General features: G+C 67.4%; 18 protein-coding genes. 10 read left to right on the top strand and 8 right to left on the bottom strand.

The genetic code is table 11. The features are described 5' to 3' along the window. The first annotated feature begins 135 nt into the window (after window positions 1-135). The 5 genes from AC1RJ9_RS04255 (at window position 136) to AC1RJ9_RS04235 (ending at window position 6236) form a co-directional block, all read left to right on the top strand. A complete protein-coding gene (locus AC1RJ9_RS04255; RefSeq protein ID WP_492836265.1) occupies window positions 136-666 on the top strand; it encodes a hypothetical protein in 531 nt (176 codons plus the stop codon). 257 nt (window positions 667-923) lie between these two features. Then, entirely contained in the window at window positions 924-1109 is a 186-nt protein-coding gene (locus AC1RJ9_RS04250) for a hypothetical protein (protein ID WP_492836264.1), read from the top strand. Window positions 1110-1125: 16 nt separating this feature from the next. Continuing rightward, complete coding sequence (locus AC1RJ9_RS04245) at window positions 1126-3057, top strand: recombinase family protein (protein WP_492836262.1); 1932 nt, start codon at window positions 1126-1128, stop codon at window positions 3055-3057. 662 nt (window positions 3058-3719) lie between these two features. Continuing rightward, window positions 3720-3929, top strand: coding sequence for a hypothetical protein (locus AC1RJ9_RS04240; protein ID WP_492836260.1), 210 nt, complete (start codon window positions 3720-3722; stop codon window positions 3927-3929). 198 nt (window positions 3930-4127) lie between these two features. Further along, window positions 4128-6236 (top strand): TonB-dependent receptor plug domain-containing protein, encoded by a 2109-nt coding sequence (locus tag AC1RJ9_RS04235; protein WP_492836258.1) that lies wholly within the window; start codon window positions 4128-4130, stop codon window positions 6234-6236. A gap of 6 nt (window positions 6237-6242) precedes the next feature. Here the strand turns inward: AC1RJ9_RS04235 and pgi are convergent, their stop codons facing one another. Beyond that, entirely contained in the window at window positions 6243-7862 is a 1620-nt protein-coding gene (gene pgi / locus AC1RJ9_RS04230; RefSeq protein WP_492836256.1) for a glucose-6-phosphate isomerase, read from the bottom strand. A gap of 106 nt (window positions 7863-7968) precedes the next feature. Between pgi and AC1RJ9_RS04225 the strand changes: the two genes are divergently transcribed. Beyond that, window positions 7969-8463, top strand: coding sequence for a hypothetical protein (locus tag AC1RJ9_RS04225; protein WP_492836254.1), 495 nt, complete (start codon window positions 7969-7971; stop codon window positions 8461-8463). A gap of 85 nt (window positions 8464-8548) precedes the next feature. After that, on the top strand, window positions 8549-9280 hold the full coding sequence (locus AC1RJ9_RS04220; protein ID WP_492836252.1) for a DUF1353 domain-containing protein: 732 nt from the start codon (window positions 8549-8551) through the stop codon (window positions 9278-9280). On the opposite strand, the gene AC1RJ9_RS04215 is transcribed toward AC1RJ9_RS04220, so the two are convergent. After that, window positions 9281-11434 carry a protein-disulfide reductase DsbD family protein gene (locus AC1RJ9_RS04215; protein ID WP_492836250.1) on the bottom strand — a complete coding sequence of 718 codons (2154 nt, stop codon included), beginning with the start codon at window positions 11432-11434 and terminating at the stop codon, window positions 9281-9283. It abuts the gene before it with no gap. A gap of 111 nt (window positions 11435-11545) precedes the next feature. Here AC1RJ9_RS04215 and AC1RJ9_RS04210 point away from each other — a divergent pair, with 111 nt between their 5' ends. Then, window positions 11546-11938, top strand: coding sequence for a hotdog family protein (locus AC1RJ9_RS04210; protein ID WP_099581833.1), 393 nt, complete (start codon window positions 11546-11548; stop codon window positions 11936-11938). Window positions 11939-12023: 85 nt separating this feature from the next. On the opposite strand, the gene AC1RJ9_RS04205 is transcribed toward AC1RJ9_RS04210, so the two are convergent. Together AC1RJ9_RS04205 and AC1RJ9_RS04200 are read right to left on the bottom strand one after the other, a co-directional pair. Beyond that, window positions 12024-12830: a SapC family protein gene (locus AC1RJ9_RS04205; RefSeq protein WP_492836248.1), complete on the bottom strand. Its 807-nt coding sequence runs from the start codon at window positions 12828-12830 to the stop codon at window positions 12024-12026. 276 nt (window positions 12831-13106) lie between these two features. Next, entirely contained in the window at window positions 13107-15134 is a 2028-nt protein-coding gene (locus tag AC1RJ9_RS04200) for a TonB-dependent receptor (RefSeq protein WP_492836246.1), read from the bottom strand. A gap of 146 nt (window positions 15135-15280) precedes the next feature. Between AC1RJ9_RS04200 and AC1RJ9_RS04195 the strand changes: the two genes are divergently transcribed. Beyond that, window positions 15281-15421, top strand: a complete 141-nt coding sequence (locus tag AC1RJ9_RS04195) for a hypothetical protein (protein WP_492870903.1) — start codon at window positions 15281-15283, stop codon at window positions 15419-15421. 40 nt (window positions 15422-15461) lie between these two features. On the opposite strand, the gene AC1RJ9_RS04190 is transcribed toward AC1RJ9_RS04195, so the two are convergent. From AC1RJ9_RS04190 to AC1RJ9_RS04175, 4 genes are all read right to left on the bottom strand, one after another. Next, entirely contained in the window at window positions 15462-15989 is a 528-nt protein-coding gene (locus tag AC1RJ9_RS04190) for a GNAT family N-acetyltransferase (RefSeq protein WP_492836244.1), read from the bottom strand. Between the two features lie 13 nt (window positions 15990-16002). Then, entirely contained in the window at window positions 16003-16881 is an 879-nt protein-coding gene (gene aguB / locus AC1RJ9_RS04185) for an N-carbamoylputrescine amidase (protein WP_492836242.1), read from the bottom strand. Then, the gene (locus AC1RJ9_RS04180; RefSeq protein ID WP_492836240.1) at window positions 16881-17888 is read right to left on the bottom strand and encodes an agmatine deiminase family protein; all 1008 of its coding nucleotides are present in this window, start codon (window positions 17886-17888) and stop codon (window positions 16881-16883) included. The genes aguB and AC1RJ9_RS04180 overlap by 1 nt, the downstream gene beginning before the upstream one ends. Window positions 17889-18061: 173 nt before the next feature. Then, the gene (locus tag AC1RJ9_RS04175; RefSeq protein ID WP_492836238.1) at window positions 18062-20578 is read right to left on the bottom strand and encodes a TonB-dependent receptor; all 2517 of its coding nucleotides are present in this window, start codon (window positions 20576-20578) and stop codon (window positions 18062-18064) included. A 187-nt stretch (window positions 20579-20765) separates the two neighbouring features. Between AC1RJ9_RS04175 and AC1RJ9_RS04170 the strand changes: the two genes are divergently transcribed. Next, entirely contained in the window at window positions 20766-22343 is a 1578-nt protein-coding gene (locus tag AC1RJ9_RS04170) for an ArnT family glycosyltransferase (RefSeq protein ID WP_492836236.1), read from the top strand. Window position 22344 lies beyond the last annotated feature (1 nt).

Below are 22344 nucleotides of genomic sequence, written 5' to 3'. Positions count from 1 at the left end.
AGGAGAGCCCGAGCAGCTCGAATATGGGCGGTTGTCAGCTTTCGTGACAATTTTCACCTCGTATGATGATTTTCTATTGATTTGAAACAAGCGATTTGATAGGAAAATCATAACCACTGAATCAGGACCTACGCTATGGGCCAGCGTCGAAAGACGGGCGACGGCACGCGCCTGCCTGTTATCTCACGTCGTGCGGTAATCAGCGCGACCGTCATTCCGTTGGCGGGGCCTGCGCGGGGAGCAGCGCCCGCAGAGGCCGCAGGCATCCCCGCGCAGTGCGCCAGCTGGCTCGCCTTGGATCAGGAGATCGACCGCCTTGGCCGACGCTCGTCGGAGTTAGAGGCCTCGTTGATCGCCCAATATCCCTACTTCAAACTCACGGAGCGTCAGGCCAGCGCCTTGCCCGAGGGCAAGGAGATGGACGCCATCGCCGCCGAATGCGACCGCCTCTACGAGGTCCGCGACGCGGCCCTTGCTGTGCTGGCCAAGCTCAAACCACGCACGGTCCAAGACGCGACCGCAATGCTCTCGATCGCCTTTCGCCTCAACTACTGTGAGGACGGCGAGGCTTGGCCGTTCATTCGCGAAGCCCACAAGTTGCTCTCCAAGGCCTGTTGTCCTGGCTGCGGTGCGGTCTTCGCGCCCGCCGGATCGTTGCGGGGTTAGCCGCAATGATTTGGGAGTCGCACCCCAAATCGTTGCGTATCGCCTCTGCGATCGTTGCCGGTTTCGCGCGTCTGAGCGTTGGAAGGCGATTTAATTTCGCCTTTGTCGTTCCTGTCCCGTTGACGCCGGGAGTTTCCCAGCCGTCCCCCTTTGACGCCGCTGATGCGACGTCCGCGCCACTGCCAACTCATCCCCTTGCGTTGACCGCTGCCGACACGCGCCGAACGCTTTTGGCTCCCGCCTTTGAGGAGCCAAGCATGGACGACACGCAGGGTCCGCCTTCCCAAACCATCACCGCCGCCAACGACGAGACGTCGCCCGAGGTCGCCATCGACGCCGTGGTGATGACCTTCGCCCGGCTGCTGGGACGGCAGATGGCGCGCGAGCAGTTTTATGCGGCTCAAGAGGCCGCCAACGCCCCTGCCGAAAGCGGCGAGGCCTGAGCTTGGAGGTTTGGTCATGACCCGCGTTGCGCTCTACGCCCGTTACTCCGACGACAAGCAGTCGCCGCACTCCATCGACGATCAGTTCCGCATCTGCCGGATGCACGCCGACAAGCAGGACTGGACGGTGGTCGAGACCTATTCAGACGCGGGGATATCGGGATCGACGGTGATCTTCCGCCCTGGGGTTCAAGCCCTGATCCGCGACGCCCTGGCCGGCAAGTTCGAGATGGTATTGGCCGAGGCGCTGGACCGCATCAGCCGCGACCAGGAAGACATCGCCGCCGCCTTCAAGCGCCTGCGCTTCGCGGGCGTGCCGATTATCACCCTCTCGGAGGGTGAGATCACCGAGCTGCATGTCGGCCTCAAGGGCACGATGAACGCCCTGTTCCTGAAAGACCTCGCCGCCAAGACCCATCGCGGAATCCGGGGCCGCGTGGAGGCCGGCAAGGTCGGGTGTGGCAACGCCTACGGCTATCGCGTCGTGCGAACCATCGACGCTTCGGGCAAGGTCACGACGGGCGAGCGGGAGATCATTCCCGAGCAAGCCGAGGTGGTCCGCCGCATCTTCCGCGACTACGCCGCCGGCAAGAGCCCGCGCCAAATCGCGATTGAGCTGAACCGCGAGGGCGTGGCCGCGCCATGGGGCTCCACCTGGGGCGACAGCTCAATCCGGGGCAACCGCGCCTTGGGCTCGGGGATCATCAACAACGAGTTCTATATCGGCGAGATGATCTGGAACCGCCGTCGCCGGATGAAGAACCCTGACACCGGCCGTTCCGAGCCGAGGTTCAATCCGGAAAGCGAGTGGGTGCATGTGAAGGCCCCGCACCTGCGGATCGTCTCGGACGAGCTTTGGCAGGCCGCTAGGGCGCAGCAAGCCGGGATCGTGGGGATCTATGAGGCCAACCTCGCCAAGGGTCGCCAGGCCGGGATTTCCGCGACGGTGCGCCCCAAGACCATGCTGTCGGGTCTGTTGGTCTGCGGGGTGTGCGGCGGCTCAGTCGCAAAGCGCGGAAACAATCGGTTCGGCTGCGTCAGCCATGTGATGGGCAAGGGCTGCACCAACAGCCGCACCATCGTTCGCGACGTGCTTGAGGAGCGGGTGCTCGCGGGTTTGAAGGATCGGCTCATGGAGCCGGTGGCCTTCGCCCAGGCCATGCGCTCGTTCATCGAGGAGACCAACCGCCTCAACCACATGCGCCGGGCCAATCGCGGCGCCGAGGTGGAGCGCCTGGAGAAGGCTCGTAAGGCCGTGGCTGGCATCGTCACGGCCATCGAGGACGGCGGCTATAGCCGGCCGCTCATGGAGCGCTTGAAGGTGCTGGAAGCCGAAGCCGACGAGATCGAGCGTCGGCTAGATCAAGCGCCGGCCGACGTGCCAGATGTTCACCCCAACGTCGCTGAACTCTACCGGCGCAAGGTCGAACGGCTGTCCCGCGCGCTGGAGGAGCCCGACGAGCACGACGAGGCCGCTAAGGCCTTGCGGGCGGTCATCGACAAGATCGTGCTGGAGCCTGGATCCAAGCGGGGGCAGGTTCTCGCCACCCTCTACGGCGACCTTGAGACGATCCTGGCTTGGTCCGACGAGCAAGGAGGCAAACGGCGGGAAGCCATCGGCGGGTTTCAAGGCCGCGCGCAGTCGGTGCCCGTGAGCGCTCGGGCGGGAATGACGGGGGTGGGGTCGCGAGGCAGTGCGGGGCGCTGCCCCCCTCCACCGGCGTTCGCCGGTCCCCCTCCCCCAAGAGGGGGAGGAGAGCGGAAACGTCCAACGGCCTGCCCCAGGGGTCGCCAGCCGACCTTGGTCGGGGCGAGCCTTTCATCTCTTGGAGGCTGCAGCGTGCAGGGCTGTAGGGGTTGGTCAAGGACCGCCTCCGGCGGCCGCGCGCGGCGACGCGGAGCGTCGTCCTTGAGCAACCCCTACAGCCCTGCGATCGTCTCGCCGTGAGATGTAAGGATGGCGCTCTTCCGGGTCGGAAGGCTTTCCCACTGAACGAAGTCGCGCACCGGAAGCCCTCTCTCATGGAGAGAGGGTTTCAAAAGGCGCCCTCGCGGGGATTGAGCGCGCTGTATCCCCGGCGTTCGCGGCGCCGAATCCCACGAAATCAATCGCTTCTCACTTTTATGCGCCGCTGAATGATCCGCGCTCCGGATGCCCCCCATACTTCTCCTCGCCCCACCGCAGGGGAGGCCGTCCAGCTGGCGACCTGACGGGCGGCGGGGGCGGTTGAGCGGGCGGCGCTCGTCGGGGTCTCTTCGGAGGCGCCTTCGCGACGGATCCAGAGGCGGGCTCCCTGAAACATGGGACGAAGCCCTGGCGGCGAAGGTTGGCGAGCGCCAAAGGCGCGGGCTGAAATCGCCCGCGCGGTCCGGGGAGCAACGTCAGCTTCCCGCCCGCCGGAGGCCTCTCATCGGGAGCGGGTTAAAACCCCGCGCCCCGAGGGCTTCCGCATCGACAACCGCGCGGAGCGCCCGGGTCACGTCGAAACGGTCAACTCCACTATCCCCTCCGGGCGTCGCCCGGACGCTTCGCCGCCTCCCCAGCCCGCCGGCTTTCCCGGCGGAAGACCGTCGCCTCGCGCCTTCTTTCCTCAGCAACGGAGTCCCCTCATGTCCAAGCCGTCCAAGTCCAAATCCATGCGCGAAAAGACCGCGACCTCGGTCGCGCCGACCACCGCCGACAGCCCCGCCACCGCCATCATGGCCGAGAAGATCAGGATCCAGCTGGAGCTCCTGCGACGGCAGAGCTACCAGGACCTTCTGGCGCTGCGCGCCAAGCTGGCCCAACTGCCGCCCGTGCCCGAAGATCACGAGTCCTAGCGGTTAAAGCGCGGCCTTCGCCGCTCTATACACGAATTGTTAAGTCAAAGCCGGAACGCGCCCAGACTTATCCACACGCTCTGCCGGTATAGAAAGATGAACGCCCTGTAATATAACCCAAAAGTAATGCACATTTCGGTCTTGTAACTTGAGGCTGCGCGCCCACGCCGTCACAGCTTCCCGCACAGAGGGGGAACGTTGATGACCAAGACCATGCTGATGGCCACCGCGGCCATGCTCTGCATCGCCAGCGCGGCTCACGCCGGCGACGCCGACAAGGCTCCGGCCACTCCGGTTCCCGCCGGCCAGGAGGCGGCCCTGGCCCCCGTGCCGACCGGCCCGACCGATAAGGCCCCGCTGGACGACGCCAGCCAGCGCGGCGTGCTGGTGTTCCAGCCGGAGTTCTTCGCCGCCCAGCGTCCGAACACCGCCCAGGACATGGTCCAGCGGGTGCCGGGCTTCATCATCAACGACGGCGCCGGGACGCGCGGCTTCGAGGGCGCGGTCGGCAACGTGCTGATCAACGGCGACCGTCCGGCGTCGAAGAACGACACCAGCTCCAACGTGCTGGGCCGCATCCCGGCCAACCGGGTCGAGCGCATCGAGCTGATCCGCGGCGGCGCCCCGGGCGTCGACATGCAGGGCTATTCGGTGATCGTGAACGTGATCCTGAAGAAGGGCGTCAGCCGGCAGTCGATCCTGACCTGGAACGCCATGCTGTTCGACGGCGGCCACGACCTCTACGGCGGCAACTACCAGTTCACCGCCACCAATGGCGACAAGACCTGGAGCGTGACGCTCAGCGACAGCATGAGCAGCAGCGACAGCAACGGTCCGGGCACCAACGTCCGCCACGACGGAACCGGCAAGCTGATCCGCGACGAGAAATACCTGAACGACGGCTATGGCGGCGGGCGCGGCGTCCGCGGCAACCTGTCGACCCCGTTCAAGGGCGGCAAGCTGGAAGCCACGGCGCGCTTCGGCGTCAACGACTGGCGGCAGTGGCAGCAGCTGAGCTCGCCCGTCGCCCTGCGCCGCAGCGACTATGCCGAGGAGAGCCATTCGGGCGAGCTGGGCCTGACCTACACCCGCCCCCTGGCGCCCAGGTGGGCCCTGGAGACGCGGGCGATGTACTCGTTCGAGAACTTCGACAACGCCTCGACCAGCGACGAGACCCTGACCGGCGCGGCCAGCCCCCAGCAGCGCTTCACCGCCGACGGCGACGACTCCGAGTCGATCCTGCGCGGCCTGCTGCGTCACGACTTCTCCAAGGCCATCACGATCGAGGCCGGGGCGGAAGTCGCCTACAACATGCTGGACGTGAAGCAGGCCTATTCGGTCGGCGGCGCGCCGGTGGCCCTGCCCTCGGCCTCGGTCAAGGTCGAGGAGCTGCGCGGCGAGGCCTTCACCAAGGCCACCTGGCGCGTGAACCCCAAGCTGACGCTGGAGGGCGGCCTGCGGCTGGAGAAGTCGACGATCAAGCAGTCGGGCGACGCCAGCAACGAGAAGAGCTTCTTCTACGCCAAGCCCCGCTTCCTGGCGACGTGGACGCCGGTGGCCAACAACCAGCTGCGCGTGCGCTTCGAGCGCGAGCTGGGCCAGCTGGACTTCGAGGACTTCGCCGCCTCGTCGGACCTGGAGGACGAGACCGTCTATGGCGGCAATGTCGACCTCAAGCCCGAGCAGCGCTGGATCAGCGAGATCGGCTACGAGCGCCGCTTCTGGGGCGAGGGCGTCATCTCGATCACCTATCGCCACGACGAGATCATCGGCGTGATCGACCGCCTGCCGCTGCCGGACAACCTGTCGGCCACCGGCAATATCGGCGACGGCACGCTGGACCGCCTGTCGCTGAACATCGTGGCGCCAACCGACAAGCTGGGCATCAAGGGCGGCCGGTTCACGTTCAAGAACGACTGGAACGAGACCCACGTGAAGGATCCGACGACCGGCAAGGATCGTCCGATCACCAAGGTGCGCCCGACCCAGGCCAATATCGGCTTCCAGCAGGACCTGCCCAGGCATCGCATCCAGTGGGGGATCAACTGGCTGCCGCTGCTGGGCCAGGGCACCTACGACGTCGACCAGACCAACGTGTGGCGCGGCGCGAACTACTACGAGGCCTTCACCGAATACAAGCCGACCCCGACCCTGGCGATCCGCGCCCAGCTGAACATCTGGGACGACTACACCATCCGCCGCACGGTGTTCGCCAACCGCGCGCCGGAACGGGCCGTGGCCTATGTCGAGGACCGCGCCATCAACCCGCGGACGTTTGTGAGCCTGCGGGTGCGGAAGACGTTCTAGCGGCGGCTACTTCTTCAGCCGCCGGATCAAGGCCGTGGTCGACGGGTCATGCTGGCCCGTCGTTCCGCTCTCCAGCTCGGGCAGGATGCGGTTCGCCATCACCTTGCCCAGCTCGACGCCCCACTGGTCGAAGCTGTTGATCCCCCAGATCACGCCTTCGACGAAGGTCTTGTGCTCATAGAGGGCGATCAGGGCGCCGAAGGTCTGGGGCGTCAGGCGCTCCAGCACCACCAGGGTCGAGGGCCGGTCGCCGGCGAAGGTCCGCTGCGGGGCCAGGGTGGCGATCTCGGCCTCCGGCACGCCCTTGGCCGTGAGCTCGGCGACGACATCCTCCGTGGTCCGACCGACCATGAAGGCCTCGGCCTGGGCCAGCAGGTTCGACAGCAGCTTCTCGTGCATCCCGGCCGGGCCTTCGTCCGACCTGGCGACGCCGATCAGCTCCATCGGCGTGATGTCCGTGCCCTGGTGCATGCACTGGAAATAGGCGTGCTGGACGTTCGTCCCCTCGTCGCCGAACACCACCGTGGCCGTGCCGCGCTTGGCGGGCTGGCCATCGGGACCGACCGACTTGCCGTTCGACTCCATCTCCAGCTGCTGCAGGAACGAGGCCAGGCGGCGCAGGCGGTGCGAATAGGGCACGACCGAACGGGCCCGGCGATCCAGGCCGTTACGATTGAAGATCTGAGCCAGGGCCACCAGCACCGGGGCGTTCTTGTCGAGAGGCGCGGCGCGGAAGTGCGCGTCCATGGCCGCGCCGCCATCCAGGAAGCCCTGGAACGCGTCCCACCCTGCCGCCACGGCCACCGACAGGCTCACCGAAGACCACAGCGAATAGCGGCCGCCGACCCAGTCCCAGAAGCCGAACACGCGGTCATCGGGAACGCCGAAGGCGGCGGTCTTGTCCAAGGCGGTCGAGATGGCGGCCAGGTGCTGATTGGCGCCCTGCTCGCCCAAGGCCTCGACCAGCCAGGCGCGGGCGGCCCCGGCGTTGGCCAGGGTCTCCTGCGTCGTGAAGGTCTTGGAGACCACGATGACCAGCGTCTCTTCCGGATCCATGTCGGCCGTGGTCAGGGCGAATTCGGCGCCGTCGACATTGGCGATGAACCGCAGGTCGATCTGGGTCTTCACGGGTCGCAGGGCGTCCCACAGCAGGCGCGGGCCCAGGTCCGACCCCCCGATACCGATATGCAGGATCGCCTTGAACGGCTTGCCGGTCGCGCCCTTGATCTGGCCCGAACGGACGGCGTCGGCGAAGGCCTTCATCCGCTGGCGGACGGCCTCGACCTCGGCCATCACCGGCTGGCCCAGGGCCTTGAAGTCGGAGTCCGCCGGAGCCCGCAAAGCCGTGTGCAGCACGGCGCGTCCCTCGGACGAATTGATCGCCTCGCCGCCGAACATCCGGGTCCGTGCGCCTTCGACATCGGCGGCGTGGGCCAGGTCGAGGGCGGCCTCCAGCCCGGCCTCGTCCCAGGCCTGTTTCGAGAGATCCAGGTGCAGGCCCGCGACGTCCAGGGTCAGCAGATCCAGGCGGTCCGGCTCGGCCGCGAAGAAGTCGACGATGCGCTGTTCGCCCGCGGCCTTGGCGGCGGTTTCCAGGCGGGTCCAGGCGGCGTCGAGATCGGCCATCGGTAATCCTCTGAATCTTGGTAAATCGCTGTTTACGAGATGGGGCTTATCAAACGCCTGCCGCCACGTCATGGCAGACCAATGACGTTTTTTGCGGGAGTCCCCCATGTCCTGTGACGCCGTCGCCTTTTCCGCCATGCTCTGGATGGCTTCGTTCAATCCCGGATCGGTCACTGGCCCCGCGCCGGCCGTCCTGCAACAGCCCTCCGTTCCCCAATCGGTGGCCGGCGAACCGCTGTTCCTCGACATCGTCAAACGCGCCGGGCAGCTGAAGGCCGAGACGGAGAGCTATCGTCAGGCCCTGGCCAAGGCCGACCCGGCCGGCGCGGCGACGAAGCTGAAGAGCTTCGATGCGTTCTCCACCCGGATCGGCGACCTCTCGGCGCTGGACATGAAGGGCCACGTGACCCTGAAGGAACGCGGCGCGGTCGATGATCTCAAGTGCATCCTGCGCGGCATCAGCCAGGACCTGCCCGAGAAGCTCGCCGCCGTCGGCGCGGCCACGACGATCAAGGCTCAGGACCTGGCCCTGCGCGACATGGCCTATCTGCTGAACGACAATGTCGAAGTGATCACCGCGCCGCCCCAACCGGCGGCCTAAGGCCGAAACTTCGCCATGGTCGCTTGATACCTGACCGCCGGGCGCTCAGAAGATCGCCCTGCCCCTTCCTGCTCTCCCCGGCCCGATGTCCCGCACCAAGACCCTCGCCGCCGTCGTCGGCTCCGGCCTGCTCCTCGCCGCCTGCGCCAGCGAGACGAACACCACCGTCTTCGTGCCGGTCGTCGCGCCGGTGCTTCCCAGCTCGCTGACGCCGCAGCCGATCATGCTGTTCAACCAGACCAAGGACGGCCGCAAGCTGTTCACCCTGGACGCCGAGTTCCCCTATTGCGACGTCGAGACCGGCAAGGTGATCGTGGTGCCGCGCTGGTACGTGACCGACTTCGCCAGCGTGCCCTGGTACGGCCAGGGCTTCGTCGATCCGCAGGGACCGACGGCCCGCGCCGCCATCGTCCACGACTGGCTCTACACGATCGGCGAGCCGGGCAAGCGCGAAGAGGCCGACCAGATCTTCCTGCGGGCGATGCTGAAATACGGCGTCACGCCCTTCCAGGCCAATCTCGCCTATCAGGCCGTGCGGCTGGGCGGCGAAAAGGGCTACGGCCTGCCGACCGACTGGCGCTTCGTCGATCCCAAGCGCCAGGATCTCGTGCAGCCGGCGCCGTTCGCCAAGCCGCGCACCGGCATGGTCCGATACCTGCCCAAGTGCCAGGGCTTCGGCGCCCTGATCCAGACCGGCTGGCGGGCCTATCCGGTCAAGATCAACGCCCCGGTGATCCCGCCGCCGCTAGTCGTGACCAAGACCCCGCTGGACAAGGTCAAGGACAGGCTGCCCTTCGGCAACGACAAGAAGAAGTAACTAGGCCCCCGCCTTCTCGATCGCCTCGATCACCAGGCCCTCGGTCAGCAACTGGGGCAGGATGACCGGCGCGCCGCCGCCCTTCGGATAGACCACGTAGAGCGGCACGCCGACCCGGTCGAACTCGGCCAGGGCCTTGGCGATGACCGGATCGCGATTGGTCCAGTCGGCCTTCAGATAGACCGCGTTCCTGGCCTTGAAGGCCTCGGCGACCTTGGAACCCGAGAGAGCGACCTTTTCGTTGACCTGACAGGTCACGCACCAGGCGGCGGTGAAGTCGACCAGGATCGGCCGGCCCTCGGCCTGCAGCGCCTTCACCTTCTCCGGCGACCAGGCTTCCGCGGTCAGGCCAGGCCCCGAGGGCGCGGCCTCACCGGCCACGGCGGCGCTCGGCGGCTGGGCGGCCAGGGCGCCGGAAGCGGCCAGGGCGATGGCGCCGGCCACCGCCAGCAGAGCGATCACGGTCGAGACGGCCCCGCCCTTGCCCGCCGCGCGGCGGTTCTGGGCGACACCATGGAGCCAGGCGCCGAAGGCGGCCAGGACGCCGGCGGCCAGCAGCTGGCCCAGGGCGATCGGACCCGATTGTTGGGCGAACACCCAGGCCAGCCATAGGGCCGCGCCGTACATCGGGAAGGCCAGGCCCTTCTTCAGCACGTCCATCCAGGCGCCGGGACGCGGCAGCAGCTTCAAGAGGCCCGGGATGAAGGCCACCGCCACGAACGGGGCGGCGAAGCCGAGGGCCAGGGCCAGGAACACCGCCAGCGCCACGACCGGCGGCTGGGTCAGGGCGTAGCCCAGGGCGCCGGCCATGAACGGCGCGGTGCAGGGCGCGGCCACGACGACCGCCAGGGCGCCGGTGAAAAACGCCCCGGTCGCGCCGCCCTGGGCCGAGGCGCCCGAACCGACGTTCTGCACCGAGGTCCCGATCTCGAAGACGCCCGACATGTTCAAGGCGACCAGCAGCATCAGCAGGCTCAAGCCCGCGATGACCAGCGGCGACTGCAGCTGGAAGCCCCAGCCCACCGCCGCGCCGCCAGCGCGGACCGCCAGCAGCAGGCCGGCCAGGGCCAGGAAGGTCGAGATGACGCCCAGCAGGAACACCAGCCCCTGCAGGCGGGCCTTGCCAACGTCGTGGGCGTGGCCGGCCAGGCTGGCCGCCTTCATTGACAGCACCGGGAAAACGCATGGCATCAGGTTCAGGATCAGCCCGCCGACGAAGGCGAACAGCAGGGCGCCCGCCAGACCGCCCGAGGTCTTGCCGTCCCCGGCGGCCTTCTCGGCGGGCGGCGGCCCCATCCCCGCGGCGGTCGCGGGCGGGTCGCCCGGCGTCGCGGTGATCTCCCAGGCCCCGGCCTTGGTCGCGATGACGCCGGCCACCTCGGCCGGCGCGGTCCCGCCGCCGACGAAGTCGTAGCCCGGCTTCAGCGACAGGGTCAGGCCCTCGGGGCCGCGATCGACGACCTGGTCGGCGGCGTGCTCGATGGCCTTGGGCGAATAGGGGAAGAAATAGGCGCCAGCCATGTCGGCGCCCTTCAGGGCTTCCCCGGTGACGGCCAGCTTCAGGGCCTGGCCGTCCAGCTTGAACACCGCCTTCAGACCGGCCGGCTTGGGCGCCTTGGCCAGGACGTCACCGACGACCGTCCCCCACTTGGGATCGGCGGCCGGCGCGGCCACGACCGGCAGCAGCAGGGAGAGCCTGGCCTCCTCCGGCACGCAGACCTGTTCGCAGACCAGGTAGAAGACGTCGGCGGTCAGGCTGATCGTGGTCCCGACCTGAGCGTCCGCCGCGGCGGTGATCGGCACGGGAATGAAGACTTCGCCCTCGTAGGCGTAGTCGAGCAGCGGACCCAGCCTGGCGGTCTTTGGCGTCGGCCAGACCATGTCCCCGGCCTTCCAGCCGGCGGGCAGGGTCCAGGTGATCTTGGTCGCCTCGCCCGCGTCGCCCGGATTGCGCCAATAGGTGTGCCAGCCGGGAATGATCTTCTGGCGCAGGGCTACATAGACCGTGCCGCCCGGCGCGACGCCGGTCTCCTGGGCGACCAGCTCGGACTGGATATGCCCGGAATTGACCACCGGCCCGGCCAGCGCGGCGCCGGCCAGAAGGCTCGCGGCCAGCAAGGCTTGCAGGGCAAGGACGGCTCTCTTGAGGAACATGCGCGGGTCCGGAAGGTAAAGTCTGCGGACGAACACATGGCCCGGCCTAGCCGGCTCGACAATGGCGAAGACGCAGCCGACAGTCGAATACGGAATCACCCGGAGAGACCCATGCCCGCCGCGTTCGACGACATCGAGATCGGCCAGGTCGTGAACCTGGGCTCGCGGGCCGTGGACGGCAAGGCGCTGGACGCCTTCATCGCCGCCTTCACTCCCGGCTGGCCGGTCGAGAACGGCGCCCCGGACGGCATGGTCTTCGCCATCTGGACACGCCTCGACGGCGAGGCCAGCGCCGCCTGGCCCCAGACCAAGCGCCTGGGCGTCGACGCGCTGCGCTGGATGCGCAACCCGCCCGTCGGCGAGTTGCTGCGCGGCCGCATGACCGTGATGGGCAAGGACCCGGTCGGCGAGGGCAAGGGCATCGTCATCGCCCAGCACGACCTGCTCGACGAGGCCGGCCGCCTGGTCTTTTCCTGCCTGACCCGCAGCATCTTCGCACGGTAGCCGCGGCCAAGAAAAAGGGCGGCCAAGAAAAAGGGCGGCGAAGCCGAAGCCCCGCCGCCCTCTTGTCTTCAGCGCTCGCCGAACCTTAGTTCAGGTTCGCGGCGGCGGCGGCGGTCTCGGCTTCGGCCTGACGCATCATGGTCTTGTTGACCAGACGGTCCCAGCCGAGCAGCGACACCAGGTGCGCGTAGATCTGGGCCAGGGCGCCGTTTTCCTGCAGTTCCTTGAGCTTGGCGGCCGGCAGGGCGTTCAGCTTCTCTTCCGAGACGCCGTAGTACTCGGCGACGGTGACCGGTTCGCCAGCGGCGGCGCCGGTTTCGTCCTGCGGCTGGAAGGTAGCCTTCTTCAGCTCGAACAGGTCCAGCTCCTTCAGCAGGGCGACGAACGAGTCGGTGCGGCGACGCTCCAGCTCGAAGTCGTCGCAGAACTTGATGCACTGCTGGGTGTATTCGGTCGGCTCGCCCTTGGCGTCGAACAGCGGGGTCTGGCCTTGCTCGCTCAGCAGCTCCGAGCCGCGGTCGATGCAGACGATCAGGCGGTCCTGGCCGTCGTCATTGGCCAGCACGAACGGATAGCGGCGGATATAGGCCGGGATGTAGACGTTCGGCTCGACCGAACCGTCGGCGCCGATAAACAGGTTCTCGGCGTTGTTCAGGCCCATCACGGCCAGCGGCACGCGATCTTCGCCAGCGAAGATCACCGGGAAGGTCAGGGCGGCCGGACCGAATTCCGAGACCGTCAGCGGCACGGCGGTGCCGGCGGCGGCGAAAGCGTACGGCTTTTCCTTGTGGACCAGGGCCAGCTTGGCGTGCTGTTCGCGGTTCAACGGCTCCGGCGAATTGTAGAACAGGACGTTGCCGGAGATCTGGCCGGCGGACTGGTTCGTTTCCATGAAGAGCTCTGCGACAAAATAAGAAACGGACGCTCGAACGCTTCAAGACGACCGCAAAGGGTCCGGCGTTCTAGCCGATCCAAAAAGAACCGGCAATCTGGACCGCCGTCATAGCGACACTCGACGGCCGTTATTCAACGGACGCGGGAGCGGTTAAGCTTGATATCCGCCTCGCGGGGCGAGACGCAGTCCGGAGCCTGGCGGAAAGGGGCCAGGCTCCGGCGCTCGGCGGGACCTCTCTGGGGCTGGCGGAGAGGGCCGCTCCTCGACCCGGCGCTAAAAGCGCCAGGCGAAACCGGCGCGGACCGAGCGGCCCGGCGAGGGCGCGAAGTCCTTCAGGAACGAGACGTGCTCGCGGATGGTCTCGTTGGTCAGGTTGCGGCCGTCGATGAACACGCGAAGGCCTGAATCGGCGATCGGCTTGTAGGTCACCATGGCGTTGACCTGGGTGTAGCTGTCGGTCGGCAGTTCGAAGGCGGCGACGCGGTTCTGGCTGGCCACGCGGCGGACCTCGCCCTGAACCTCGAGGCGCGTGGTGCTCCAGATGGCGCGGCCGGTCACGGCCCACGGCGGCACGCGGGCCGGCACGCCCAGGTCGGTCGAGCCGCGCACCCAGTCGTACGAGCCTTCCAGCTTCAGCGACCGCTCGCCCTCGCGCCAGGCGACGTAGGAGGCCTCGGCCTCGGCGCCGTGGAACTTGGCGTCGGTCTGGCTGTACTGGAACACCGGCAGGCCATCCTCGACGGCGCCCGTGCGGGCCTCCTCGATGAAGCCGCTGTACTGGGCGCCCCACAGGTGGGCTTCGGCGCGCAGGCGATCGCCGGTGTAGCGATAGGTCGCCTCGACCGAGACCACCTTCTCGGACTTCAGGTCGGCGTCGCCGACCTCGTAGCCGCCGGTGCCGGGGTGCGGGCCGTCGGCGAACAGCTCGGCCTCGGTCGGGGCGCGGCCGTTGCGCGACACGGTCAGGGCCACGAACTGGTGCTCGGCGGGCTTGTAGAACACGCCCAGCGAACCCGAGACATTGTCGAAGGTCTTGTCGGCGAAGCTGGTCTTCAGCTCGCGGCTGTCGAAGCGCAGGCCCGCGTCGACGCCCCAGTCGCCCTTGTCCAGGCGCTGCAGCGTGAAGACGCCGTATTCCTTGATGTCGGTCGAGGGCACGAAGGCCTCGTCGCCAATGGCCTCGAAGTGGCGCTTCAGGGCCTGGAAGCCCACCGCGCCCTGCCAGCCGTCGCGTTCCTTCTGCACCAGTTCGACGCGCCCCTCCGTGCCGTCGGACAGGAAGCGGGTGCCGACTTCGCCGCTGTCGACGCCGATCTCGGCGTGCTCGTACTTGGCGTGGCCGACCGACAGACGGACCTTGTCGAACGGGCCGAGGTCGACATCCTGCTCGCCGCGCACGTCGTAGCGGGTCTGCTGCAGGTGGATCGACACCGGGCCTTCGGCGTTCGGATCGATCGGGGCCAGGATCTGCTCGTAGGGCACGCCGTAGGTCGTATCGATCTTCTTGACCGAGACCCCGAAGAAGCCGCTGTCGTGGACGTAGGAGACGCCCGCGCCGTAGGCGTCGACCTCGACGTCGGCGTTGCGAACCTTCTTCTCCGGATCGACGGTCAGGCCGTTGACCTTGGCCAGGCGGGCCGAGACCGGGGCGGTCGGGACGTCGTAGTCGCTGCTCTCGCGGTGATCCGCGTCGATGGCGAAGACCAGGGGGCCCTTGCCGAACTTGGCCGAACCGTTGATCGACTTGCCGTCGTCGACCGACGAGACCGAGCCGGCCAGGCGGCCTTCGAAGCCGTTGGCCGGGGCCGACGACGGCACCCGGTCGTCGATGATATTCACCACGCCGCCGATGCCCGAGCCGCCATAGGCCAGGGTCGAGGGACCACGCAGCACTTCCACCCGCGACGCCTCGCCCGGATCGGAGGCCACGGCGTGGTCGGGCGACAGCGACGAGGCGTCGACCTGGCCGACGCCGTTCTGCAGCACCATCACCCGTGGCCCCGACAGGCCGCGGATCACCGGGCGGCTGGCGCCGGGACCGTAGAAGGTCGAGCGCAGACCCGGCTGGCCGTTCAACATGTCGCCCAGGCCGGCGGGCGGGGCGACGTCCAACTGGTCGCGGGTCACGATGTTGACGCTGCTGGTCACCGTATCCAGCGACACCGCATAGGGGGCGGCGGTGATGACGACCTTGTCGACCTGGTTGGCTTGCTGGTCAGCGGCCGGCTCCTCGGCGTGGGCGGAAACGGCGGCGGCGAGCGCGACGAGACTCGCGGCGGAGAAGGCGACGCGACGAAGCATGGGCGGTCCTGAAACGACTGAAACTTGGCCGGAGGCGTGGCCGCGAGAGCGCGTTATGAAATAACATATCTTCGCGTCAATCCGCTTTCTCTCGACGCGCGACTTTCCCGCCCCTGTGTGGGCGAATGACCATGCGGATGCATCCGATGACCCGTTTCGCGCTCATCGCCGACGCCGCCACGGGCCTGGTCCTGGCCGGCTGCGCGGCCTGGGTTCGGCCAGGGTCACGCGGCGGCATGACGATCCGGGCTTCATGGCCGATCTGGCCAGGGCGCGGGCGGAGGTGACCGCGTCGAAGGCCGGGGGCGCGCCGGGAGGGTGCGAGGCCTAGGCGCGCGCCACGAACACCACATGGGCGCGCAGCGGATCGCTTTCCGCCACGCCCGGATGGTCGAAGTCGCGCGCCGGGTCATGGCTCATGCCGATCCGCCGCATGACGCTCTGCGAGGCCAGATTCGTACGGGCGGTGAAGGCGATGATCTCGGGCAGCCGCAGGGTGTCGAAGCCGTAGGCCAACGCCGCCTTCGCCGCCTCGGTGGCGTAGCCCTGACCCCAGGCCTCGGGATGGAAACGCCAGCCGATCTCGACCGTCTTGGGCATGGCCATCTCGGGTGGAATCCACCAGAGGCCCGTCATGCCGACCACGCGCGCGTCGGCCTGGCGCTCGACGACCCAGAAGCCGAAGCCGTGCTCGGCCTGATGGGCCTGAACCCGGTCGACGAAGGCGTCGCTCTCGGCCCGGCCGCGCACGCCGCCCAGCCAGGCGCCGACTCGCGCATCGCCGTTCATGGCGGCGATGGCGTCGCGGTCGGCGTCGACCGCCGGACGCAGGACCAGGCGGTCGGTGGAAATCATGCCAAGCCCTCCACTAAGCAGGCCGACCGGTGGCCAGGGCGGCGTAGAACTCTGGCCGGCGATCGCGGAAGAAGCCCCAGGCGGCGCGGTGCGTCGTCAGGAAATCCAGATCGAAGGTGGCGTTGACCAGGCCCTCGTCGGCGCGGCCGAGCTCACTGACCAGATCGCCGCGATGGTCGGCGATGAAGCTGGAGCCATAGAAGGTCTGGCCGCCGTTCGGATAGCCGTCCCACGGCTCGAAGCCGATGCGGTTGGCGCCGACCACCGGGATCACGTTCGAGACGGCGTGGCCCTGCATGGCCCGCCGCCACGGCAGGGCGGTGTCCAGACTGGAGTCATGCGGCTCGCTGCCAATGGCGGTCGGATAGAACAGGGCCTCGGCGCCCATCAGGGCCATGGCGCGGGCGGCCTCCGGATACCACTGGTCCCAGCAGATGCCGACGCCCAGACGGCCGAAGCGCGTATCCCAGACCTTGAAGCCCGTGTCGCCGGGCCGGAAGTAGTACTTCTCCATATAGCCCGGACCGTCCGGAATATGGCTCTTGCGATAGACGCCCAGCAGCGACCCGTCGGCGTCGGCCATGACCAGGCTGTTGAAGTAGTGTGGTCCTTCGCGCTCGTAGATCGAGATCGGGATCACAACGCCCAGCTCGCCGGCCAGCGGCGCGATGGCCTTGACGACGGGGTGCTCGCGCCACGGATGGGCCTCGGCGAACCACCGCTCCTCCTGGGCGACGCAGAAGTATGGGCCCTGGAACAGCTCCGACGGCAGGATGACCTGCGCGCCGTTGGCGGCGGCTTCACGGATGAAGGCTTCCGTCTTCTTGATGTTGGCCTGCAGATCCAAGCCATACGAGGTCTGGATCGCGGCGACGCTGAGCGTGCGGGCCATTAGGCGGTCTCCGGCTCTTGCTGGGAAATGCAGTGGAACGAACCGCCGCCGGTCAGGATGGCGGTGGACGGCAGGCCGATGACCTGACGCTCCGGGAACACGCCCTTGATCACCTCGACGGCGAAGGCCCCCGACTCCTCGGCGTAGATCGGCACGATGATCGCCTCGTTGGCGATCAGGAAGTTCATGTGCGAGGCCGGGATCGGCTCGCCGTCCTCGTCCAGGATCAGGCCCGGCGACGGGATGCGGACGACCTGCAGCGGCGAGCCCCGGCTGTCGGTCATGCCGGCCAGCAGGCGGGCGGTCTCGGCATAGACCTCGGCGTTCGGGTCGTTCGCGCCGAAGCCCATCGGGCAGGCCACGACGCCCGGCGCGACGAAGCGGGCCAGGTTGTCGACGTGGCCGTCGGTGTGGTCGTTCAGCAGGCCGTCACCCAGCCACAGCACCTTCTTGGCGCCCAGGGCGTCGGCGAGGGCGGCCGTGGCCGCGGCTTCGTCCCAGCCGGTGTTGCGGTTGGCGTTCAGCAGGCACTGGCGCGTCGTCAGGATGGTGCCGTTGCCGTCGTGGTCCAGCGCGCCGCCTTCGAGGATGAAGGGGTTGCGGACCAGCGGCGCGCCCGAGGCGGCCGCGATCTGCTCGGCGACGATGTCGTCGCCCTCCAGGCTGTACTTCCCGCCCCAGCCATTGAACTGGAAACCGGCCGCGCGCGCCGAGCCCTTATCGTCGACGAAGATCGGCCCGGTGTCGCGCAGCCAGATGTCGCCGAACTGGCCGCGGACGATCTCGACCGTGGTGTCGGAGAGCAGGGCGCGGGCGGCGGCCTCGGCCTCGTCACCGACCACCATCAGGCGCACGCGCTCGCCGCCCGGGCCGGCCAGAGCGCGGGCCAGGTCGGCGACTTCCTGCTGCGCCTGTTCCAGATTCTCCTGCCAGAGGTCGGCATGGCTGGGGAAACCCACCCACATGGCGCGGTGCGGAGCCCACTCGGCGGGGACGGTGACGGTCATTCGAAAGCCCAATAGAGACGGGGAAAAACGAAAGGGGGCGCAGATGGCCCCCAAAGGAGTCCGGGTCAAGGGGTCCGGGTCAAGCGTCGCCTAACTATCAGGCCTAGATGACAAAGAAAAAGGGCGGCCCGGAAGCCGGGCCGCCCTCGTCCTTGGTTTGCCTGATGGTCGGTCTAGAAGCCGGCCCGCAGGGTGAGCGTGAAGCTGCGCGGCGAGCCGATGTTGGCGTAAGGGCGGCCATAGCCGGGGGCGCCCGGGGTCGCGCTCGTCTGCGTGCCCAGGTTGCCGTAGTATTTCTTGTCGAACAGGTTGCTCACGTTCGCCTGGATGAACGAGTTCTCGAAACCGAGCCCCTTCAGCGAATATTTAGCGTCCAGGTCCGTCAGGACGTAGCCACCAACCTTCAGGTCGTTGACGTCGGTCACCCAGCGCGAGCTGACGTACTTGGTCTGGACGCCCAGCGTCAGGCCTTCCATCGGTTCCAGCTCCAGGCGGTTGGAGAAGGTCCAGTGCGGCGTCTCGGCCAGGGACTTGCCCTTGGTCGCGGCGAAGGTCGTGGCGCTGGTCGCGATGTTGTCCTGCACCTCGCTGTCGTTGTAGGAGACCGAGAAATAGGCCGCCAGGTATTCAACGGGGTTGAAGCCGGCCGAGGCGTCGACGCCCCACTGCTTCACCTTACCGACGTTGCGGTCGATGTTGATGCCCAGGTCCTGGTCGTACGAGCTGACGATGCGGTTCTGGAACTGGGTCGACCAAGCGCTCAGGTTGACCAGCCATTCAGCCGTCTGGAAGCGATAGCCGCCTTCAAACGTCTTGCTGGTTTCCGGCTGCACGTCCGAGTTGCCGACCGTACCGTCGGTGAGGCGCTTGACGGTGTACAGGTTGTCAGTGCGCGGCAGCGAGGTCGACTCGGCGTAGCTGCCGTAAACTTGGCTTTGATCGCCCAAACGATACATCGCGCCGACGTTCGGCAGAACGTCGTCATACTTCAGGGTCTTGGAATAGGGCGCGATATATTCGGTCGTGCCGGTCGCCGCGAACGTCACGTTGCCGTTAGCCAGCGTGGGATTCGGGGTTTCGGTGGTGCAGCGCACCGAGCTCGAGCCGTTCTGCGAGTAGCAGAACTGGTTCAGTTCGCGCTTAAAGAACGGTGCGCGGACGCCGACGCTGACGTTCAGATTGTCGTCCATGAACTTGCCGCGATATTCGGCGCTGAACTGGTTGAGCGTGGCGATCGAGAAGCGGTCACGCGCGCGCATGAAGCTCTTGCCGTCCACGGTCATGATCTTCTCGCCGTGGCCGTCCTTGCCGCCGAACCACGAGGTGTAGCGCGGACCGTCCGAGCCACCGAAGTCGATGGTGCTGTACTCGCCGGTCTGGCGGTGGCGACCGTAGTCCAGCGTGTAGCCAACGCGGAACGCGTTGTTGTCGTTCAGCTTCCAGATCAGCGACGTCAGCACGCCATAACGGCGGGTGTTGGTGTTGCTGGGCGTCATGACCCGAACGGTGTCGTTCAGATCGCCATCCTTGTTCAGATCGACGCCGCCCGTGGTCGTCGAGCCGCGCAATTGCGGGCTGGTTTCCGACAGCGTGCCATTCTGCGTGCCGCCGTTGGCCAGGACGTACTGGAACGACGGGTCGAAGGTGAAGGTCAGGCCATGGCCCAGCGAGAACTTCGACTGACCGCGCAGGTTGCCGGTGTTCGACGGGTTGATGCGCAGGCCGTAGTAGCTGGAATTCGTCGCGCCGTTGTCGTTGTCGACGTCACCGGTCACGCCCGTCGGCGTGGTGACGGCCGGAGCGATATAGACGGTGGCAAAATCGACGTCCCAGCCGTCCGTCGCGGTCTGGTCCGGCGCGTCCGCGCCGTTCGGCAGCCTGCCGGTCGAGGTCCGCAGGTTCGGGCCGTAGTAAGCATTGTTGCGGTTGACATTGTAGTGAGCTGCCAGGCTGACGAAGTCACCGTTGTCGCCGATCGGCTGATAGATCTTAGCGTTGACCTGACGCTTGTAGATCTCGCCCTGACCCTTGAACTTGTCGTACTTCTGGTACGAGCCCTCGACCCACATACGGGTGCCCCACGGACCGAGCTCGCCGGTCTCGGCAAAGGCGGCGAAGCGGCGATAGTTGTCGGTGCCGACGCTGGCCTGGGCCCAGACGCTGGCCTCCTTGCTCGGCGTCAGGGTCGAGATGCCGATGGTGCCGCCGGTGCTGGCCGCGGTCGGGCTGTCGACGTCGGTCGAGCCGGTGTTGACCGTGGCGCTGGCGATGATTTCCGAGTCGGGCAACTGGTTGGTGTAGGTCGCGTAGTTGCCGGTGTCGTTCAGCGGCATGCCGTCGAACGTGAGAGCGACGCGGTTGCCGTCGAAGCCGTGCAGACGAATGTTGCCGCCGCTGCTGCCGTAGGCGTCGTTGTTGGTGAAGTTCAGGCCGGGAACGAGAATGCTCAGCGACTGGATCACCGTCTGGCCCGGAACTTGGGTGGCCAGGAACTCCTGCGACACCGTCGCACGGCTCTTAGCCACGGTTTCGGCGTTCAGCATGCCGCCGACGGTCTTCGGACCGGTCGCCGCGGTGATGACGACGCTATCGAGTTCGGTCGAGGCCGTGGACTGAGCATAGGCGCCATTGGCGGCCATCAGGCAGCCGACCAGCGCGGTCGTCGCCAGGGCGAAATTTCTCATATTCATCTTGAAGATCCCCTCATTATTCGACACGCCTGCCGCGGACGGCATGGATGAGCATCGTTGAGGGCCGTTTAGCGAAAGTTTTAGAAGGTTTGGTGACGGAAAGGCCACGCCATCCCCCAAACTGTCATAAAGGCCGGATAACGCGGAAGAATTGGTCAAATTTTTCTTACTTGGCTAGTTAGGCGTCATGGTAACCGCACACGAATCTTCGAGATTTTCGATCGAGTCCCGCGCCTGGCGCCTGACGCTGATGATGGTCGCCGCGCTCACGCTCGTGCGGCTGATCGCCCTGTTTTCGACGCCTCTTGAGCTGTACCCGGACGAAGCCCAGTACTGGCTGTGGTCGCGCGAGCTGGCGTTCGGCTACTTCTCCAAGCCGCCGATGATCGCCTGGCTGATCTGGGCCACGACCCACGTCGGCGGCGACGCCGAGGCCTGGGTGCGACTTTCCGCCCCGCTCCTGCACGGCGCGACCGCCCTGGTGGTCCACCGCATCGCCCGCAAGCTCTACGGCGGCTGGACGGGTCTGGTCGCGGCGGCGATCTACAGCCTGATGCCGGGCGTGGTGCTGTCGTCGGGCCTGATGGCCACCGACGCACCGCTGCTGTTCTTCCTGTCGCTGACGATCTGGGCCTATGTCGCCCTGGCCGAGGAGACCGCGCCCCGCCGCTACTTCGTCGCCGCCGGCATGGGCGTGGCCCTGGGCCTGGCCTTCCTGTCCAAGTACGCGGCGGTCTACGCCCTGGGCAGCATCGTCATCCACTTCGCCATCTCGAAGTCGGCTCGCGATCGTTGGTGTATCGCCGCGGCGGTGCTGTTCGTCACCGCCTTCGTCCTGACCCTGGCCCCGAACTTCGCCTGGAACGCCAGCCACCATTTCGCGACGGTCAAGCACACGGCCTCGAACGCCAACTGGGGTTCGCATCAGCTGTTCAATTTCCGTGAGCTGATCGAGTTCATCGCCTCGCAGTTCGGTGTCTTCGGTCCCGTGCCGTTCGCCGTGCTGCTGGGCGGCGCGGTCTGGCTGGGCGTGAAGAAGAAGCTTCAGTCGCCGGACCTGCTGCTGCTGTGCTTCTGCGCGCCGCCGCTGATCATCGTGGCCGGCGAGGCCTTCGTCTCGCGCGCCAACGCCAACTGGGCCGGGGCCGCCTTCGTCGCGGGGTCGGTGCTGTCGGCCGGTTGGCTGCTGCGCTGGAACGCCCGCCGCTGGCTGATCGCGGGTCTGGCCTTCGAGGCCCTGTTCGCCGCCTTCTTCGTGGTGTGCATGGTCAACCCGAAGGCCGCCGACGCCGTGGGCCTGTCGAACGGCTTCAAGCGCGTGCGCGGCTGGGACCAGACCGTCCAGGCGATCATCGAGCGCTCGCGCGAGGAGCAGGCCCTGCGCGGGCCGCTCAGCGCCGTCGCGATGGACGACCGCTTCGTCTACAATGCCGCCGCCTACTACGGCCGCGACTATTTCGGCCAGCCGGGCGCGCCGCCGCTGCGGATGTGGGTGCACGAGGCCCAACCGCAGAACCAGGCCGAAACCGAGGCCCCACTCGACGCCGACTACGGCCGCCGCGCCCTGATCGTCAGCCTGGAGGGCGGCTACCGGCCCGAGATCGAGCAGGACTTCAAGGCGACCTCCGGCATGCAGATCAGCCGCGTGCGCCTCGACAAGAAGCGCTCGCGCCGGATCGATCTGTTCATCGCCGAGGGCTTCGCCCCCCTGCCCCGCGATCCGGTCACGGGACTGCCGCCGGAGCCACGGAAAACGGCGAAGTAAC

The sequence above is a fragment of the Caulobacter sp. GW822-FHT07D08 genome, assembly GCF_058798735.1.
The sequence above is the reverse complement of the archived record's forward strand: the minus strand, read 5'-3'. Positions and strand labels throughout refer to the sequence as shown.

Excerpts from the sequence above, each read along its gene's own strand:
- AC1RJ9_RS04255 (WP_492836265.1), top strand. The coding sequence starts at position 136 with ATGGGCCAGCGTCGAAAGACGGGCGACGGCACGCGCCTGCCTGTTATC.
- AC1RJ9_RS04250 (WP_492836264.1), top strand. The coding sequence starts at position 924 with ATGGACGACACGCAGGGTCCGCCTTCCCAAACCATCACCGCCGCCAAC.
- AC1RJ9_RS04245 (WP_492836262.1), top strand. The coding sequence starts at position 1,126 with ATGACCCGCGTTGCGCTCTACGCCCGTTACTCCGACGACAAGCAGTCG.
- AC1RJ9_RS04240 (WP_492836260.1), top strand. The coding sequence starts at position 3,720 with ATGTCCAAGCCGTCCAAGTCCAAATCCATGCGCGAAAAGACCGCGACC.
- pgi (WP_492836256.1), bottom strand. The coding sequence starts at position 7,862 with ATGGCCGATCTCGACGCCGCCTGGACCCGCCTGGAAACCGCCGCCAAG.
- AC1RJ9_RS04225 (WP_492836254.1), top strand. The coding sequence starts at position 7,969 with ATGTCCTGTGACGCCGTCGCCTTTTCCGCCATGCTCTGGATGGCTTCG.
- AC1RJ9_RS04220 (WP_492836252.1), top strand. The coding sequence starts at position 8,549 with ATGTCCCGCACCAAGACCCTCGCCGCCGTCGTCGGCTCCGGCCTGCTC.
- AC1RJ9_RS04215 (WP_492836250.1), bottom strand. The coding sequence starts at position 11,434 with ATGTTCCTCAAGAGAGCCGTCCTTGCCCTGCAAGCCTTGCTGGCCGCG.
- AC1RJ9_RS04210 (WP_099581833.1), top strand. The coding sequence starts at position 11,546 with ATGCCCGCCGCGTTCGACGACATCGAGATCGGCCAGGTCGTGAACCTG.
- AC1RJ9_RS04205 (WP_492836248.1), bottom strand. The coding sequence starts at position 12,830 with ATGGAAACGAACCAGTCCGCCGGCCAGATCTCCGGCAACGTCCTGTTC.
- AC1RJ9_RS04200 (WP_492836246.1), bottom strand. The coding sequence starts at position 15,134 with ATGCTTCGTCGCGTCGCCTTCTCCGCCGCGAGTCTCGTCGCGCTCGCC.
- AC1RJ9_RS04195 (WP_492870903.1), top strand. The coding sequence starts at position 15,281 with ATGACCCGTTTCGCGCTCATCGCCGACGCCGCCACGGGCCTGGTCCTG.
- AC1RJ9_RS04190 (WP_492836244.1), bottom strand. The coding sequence starts at position 15,989 with ATGATTTCCACCGACCGCCTGGTCCTGCGTCCGGCGGTCGACGCCGAC.
- aguB (WP_492836242.1), bottom strand. The coding sequence starts at position 16,881 with ATGGCCCGCACGCTCAGCGTCGCCGCGATCCAGACCTCGTATGGCTTG.
- AC1RJ9_RS04180 (WP_492836240.1), bottom strand. The coding sequence starts at position 17,888 with ATGACCGTCACCGTCCCCGCCGAGTGGGCTCCGCACCGCGCCATGTGG.
- AC1RJ9_RS04175 (WP_492836238.1), bottom strand. The coding sequence starts at position 20,578 with ATGAATATGAGAAATTTCGCCCTGGCGACGACCGCGCTGGTCGGCTGC.
- AC1RJ9_RS04170 (WP_492836236.1), top strand. The coding sequence starts at position 20,766 with ATGGTAACCGCACACGAATCTTCGAGATTTTCGATCGAGTCCCGCGCC.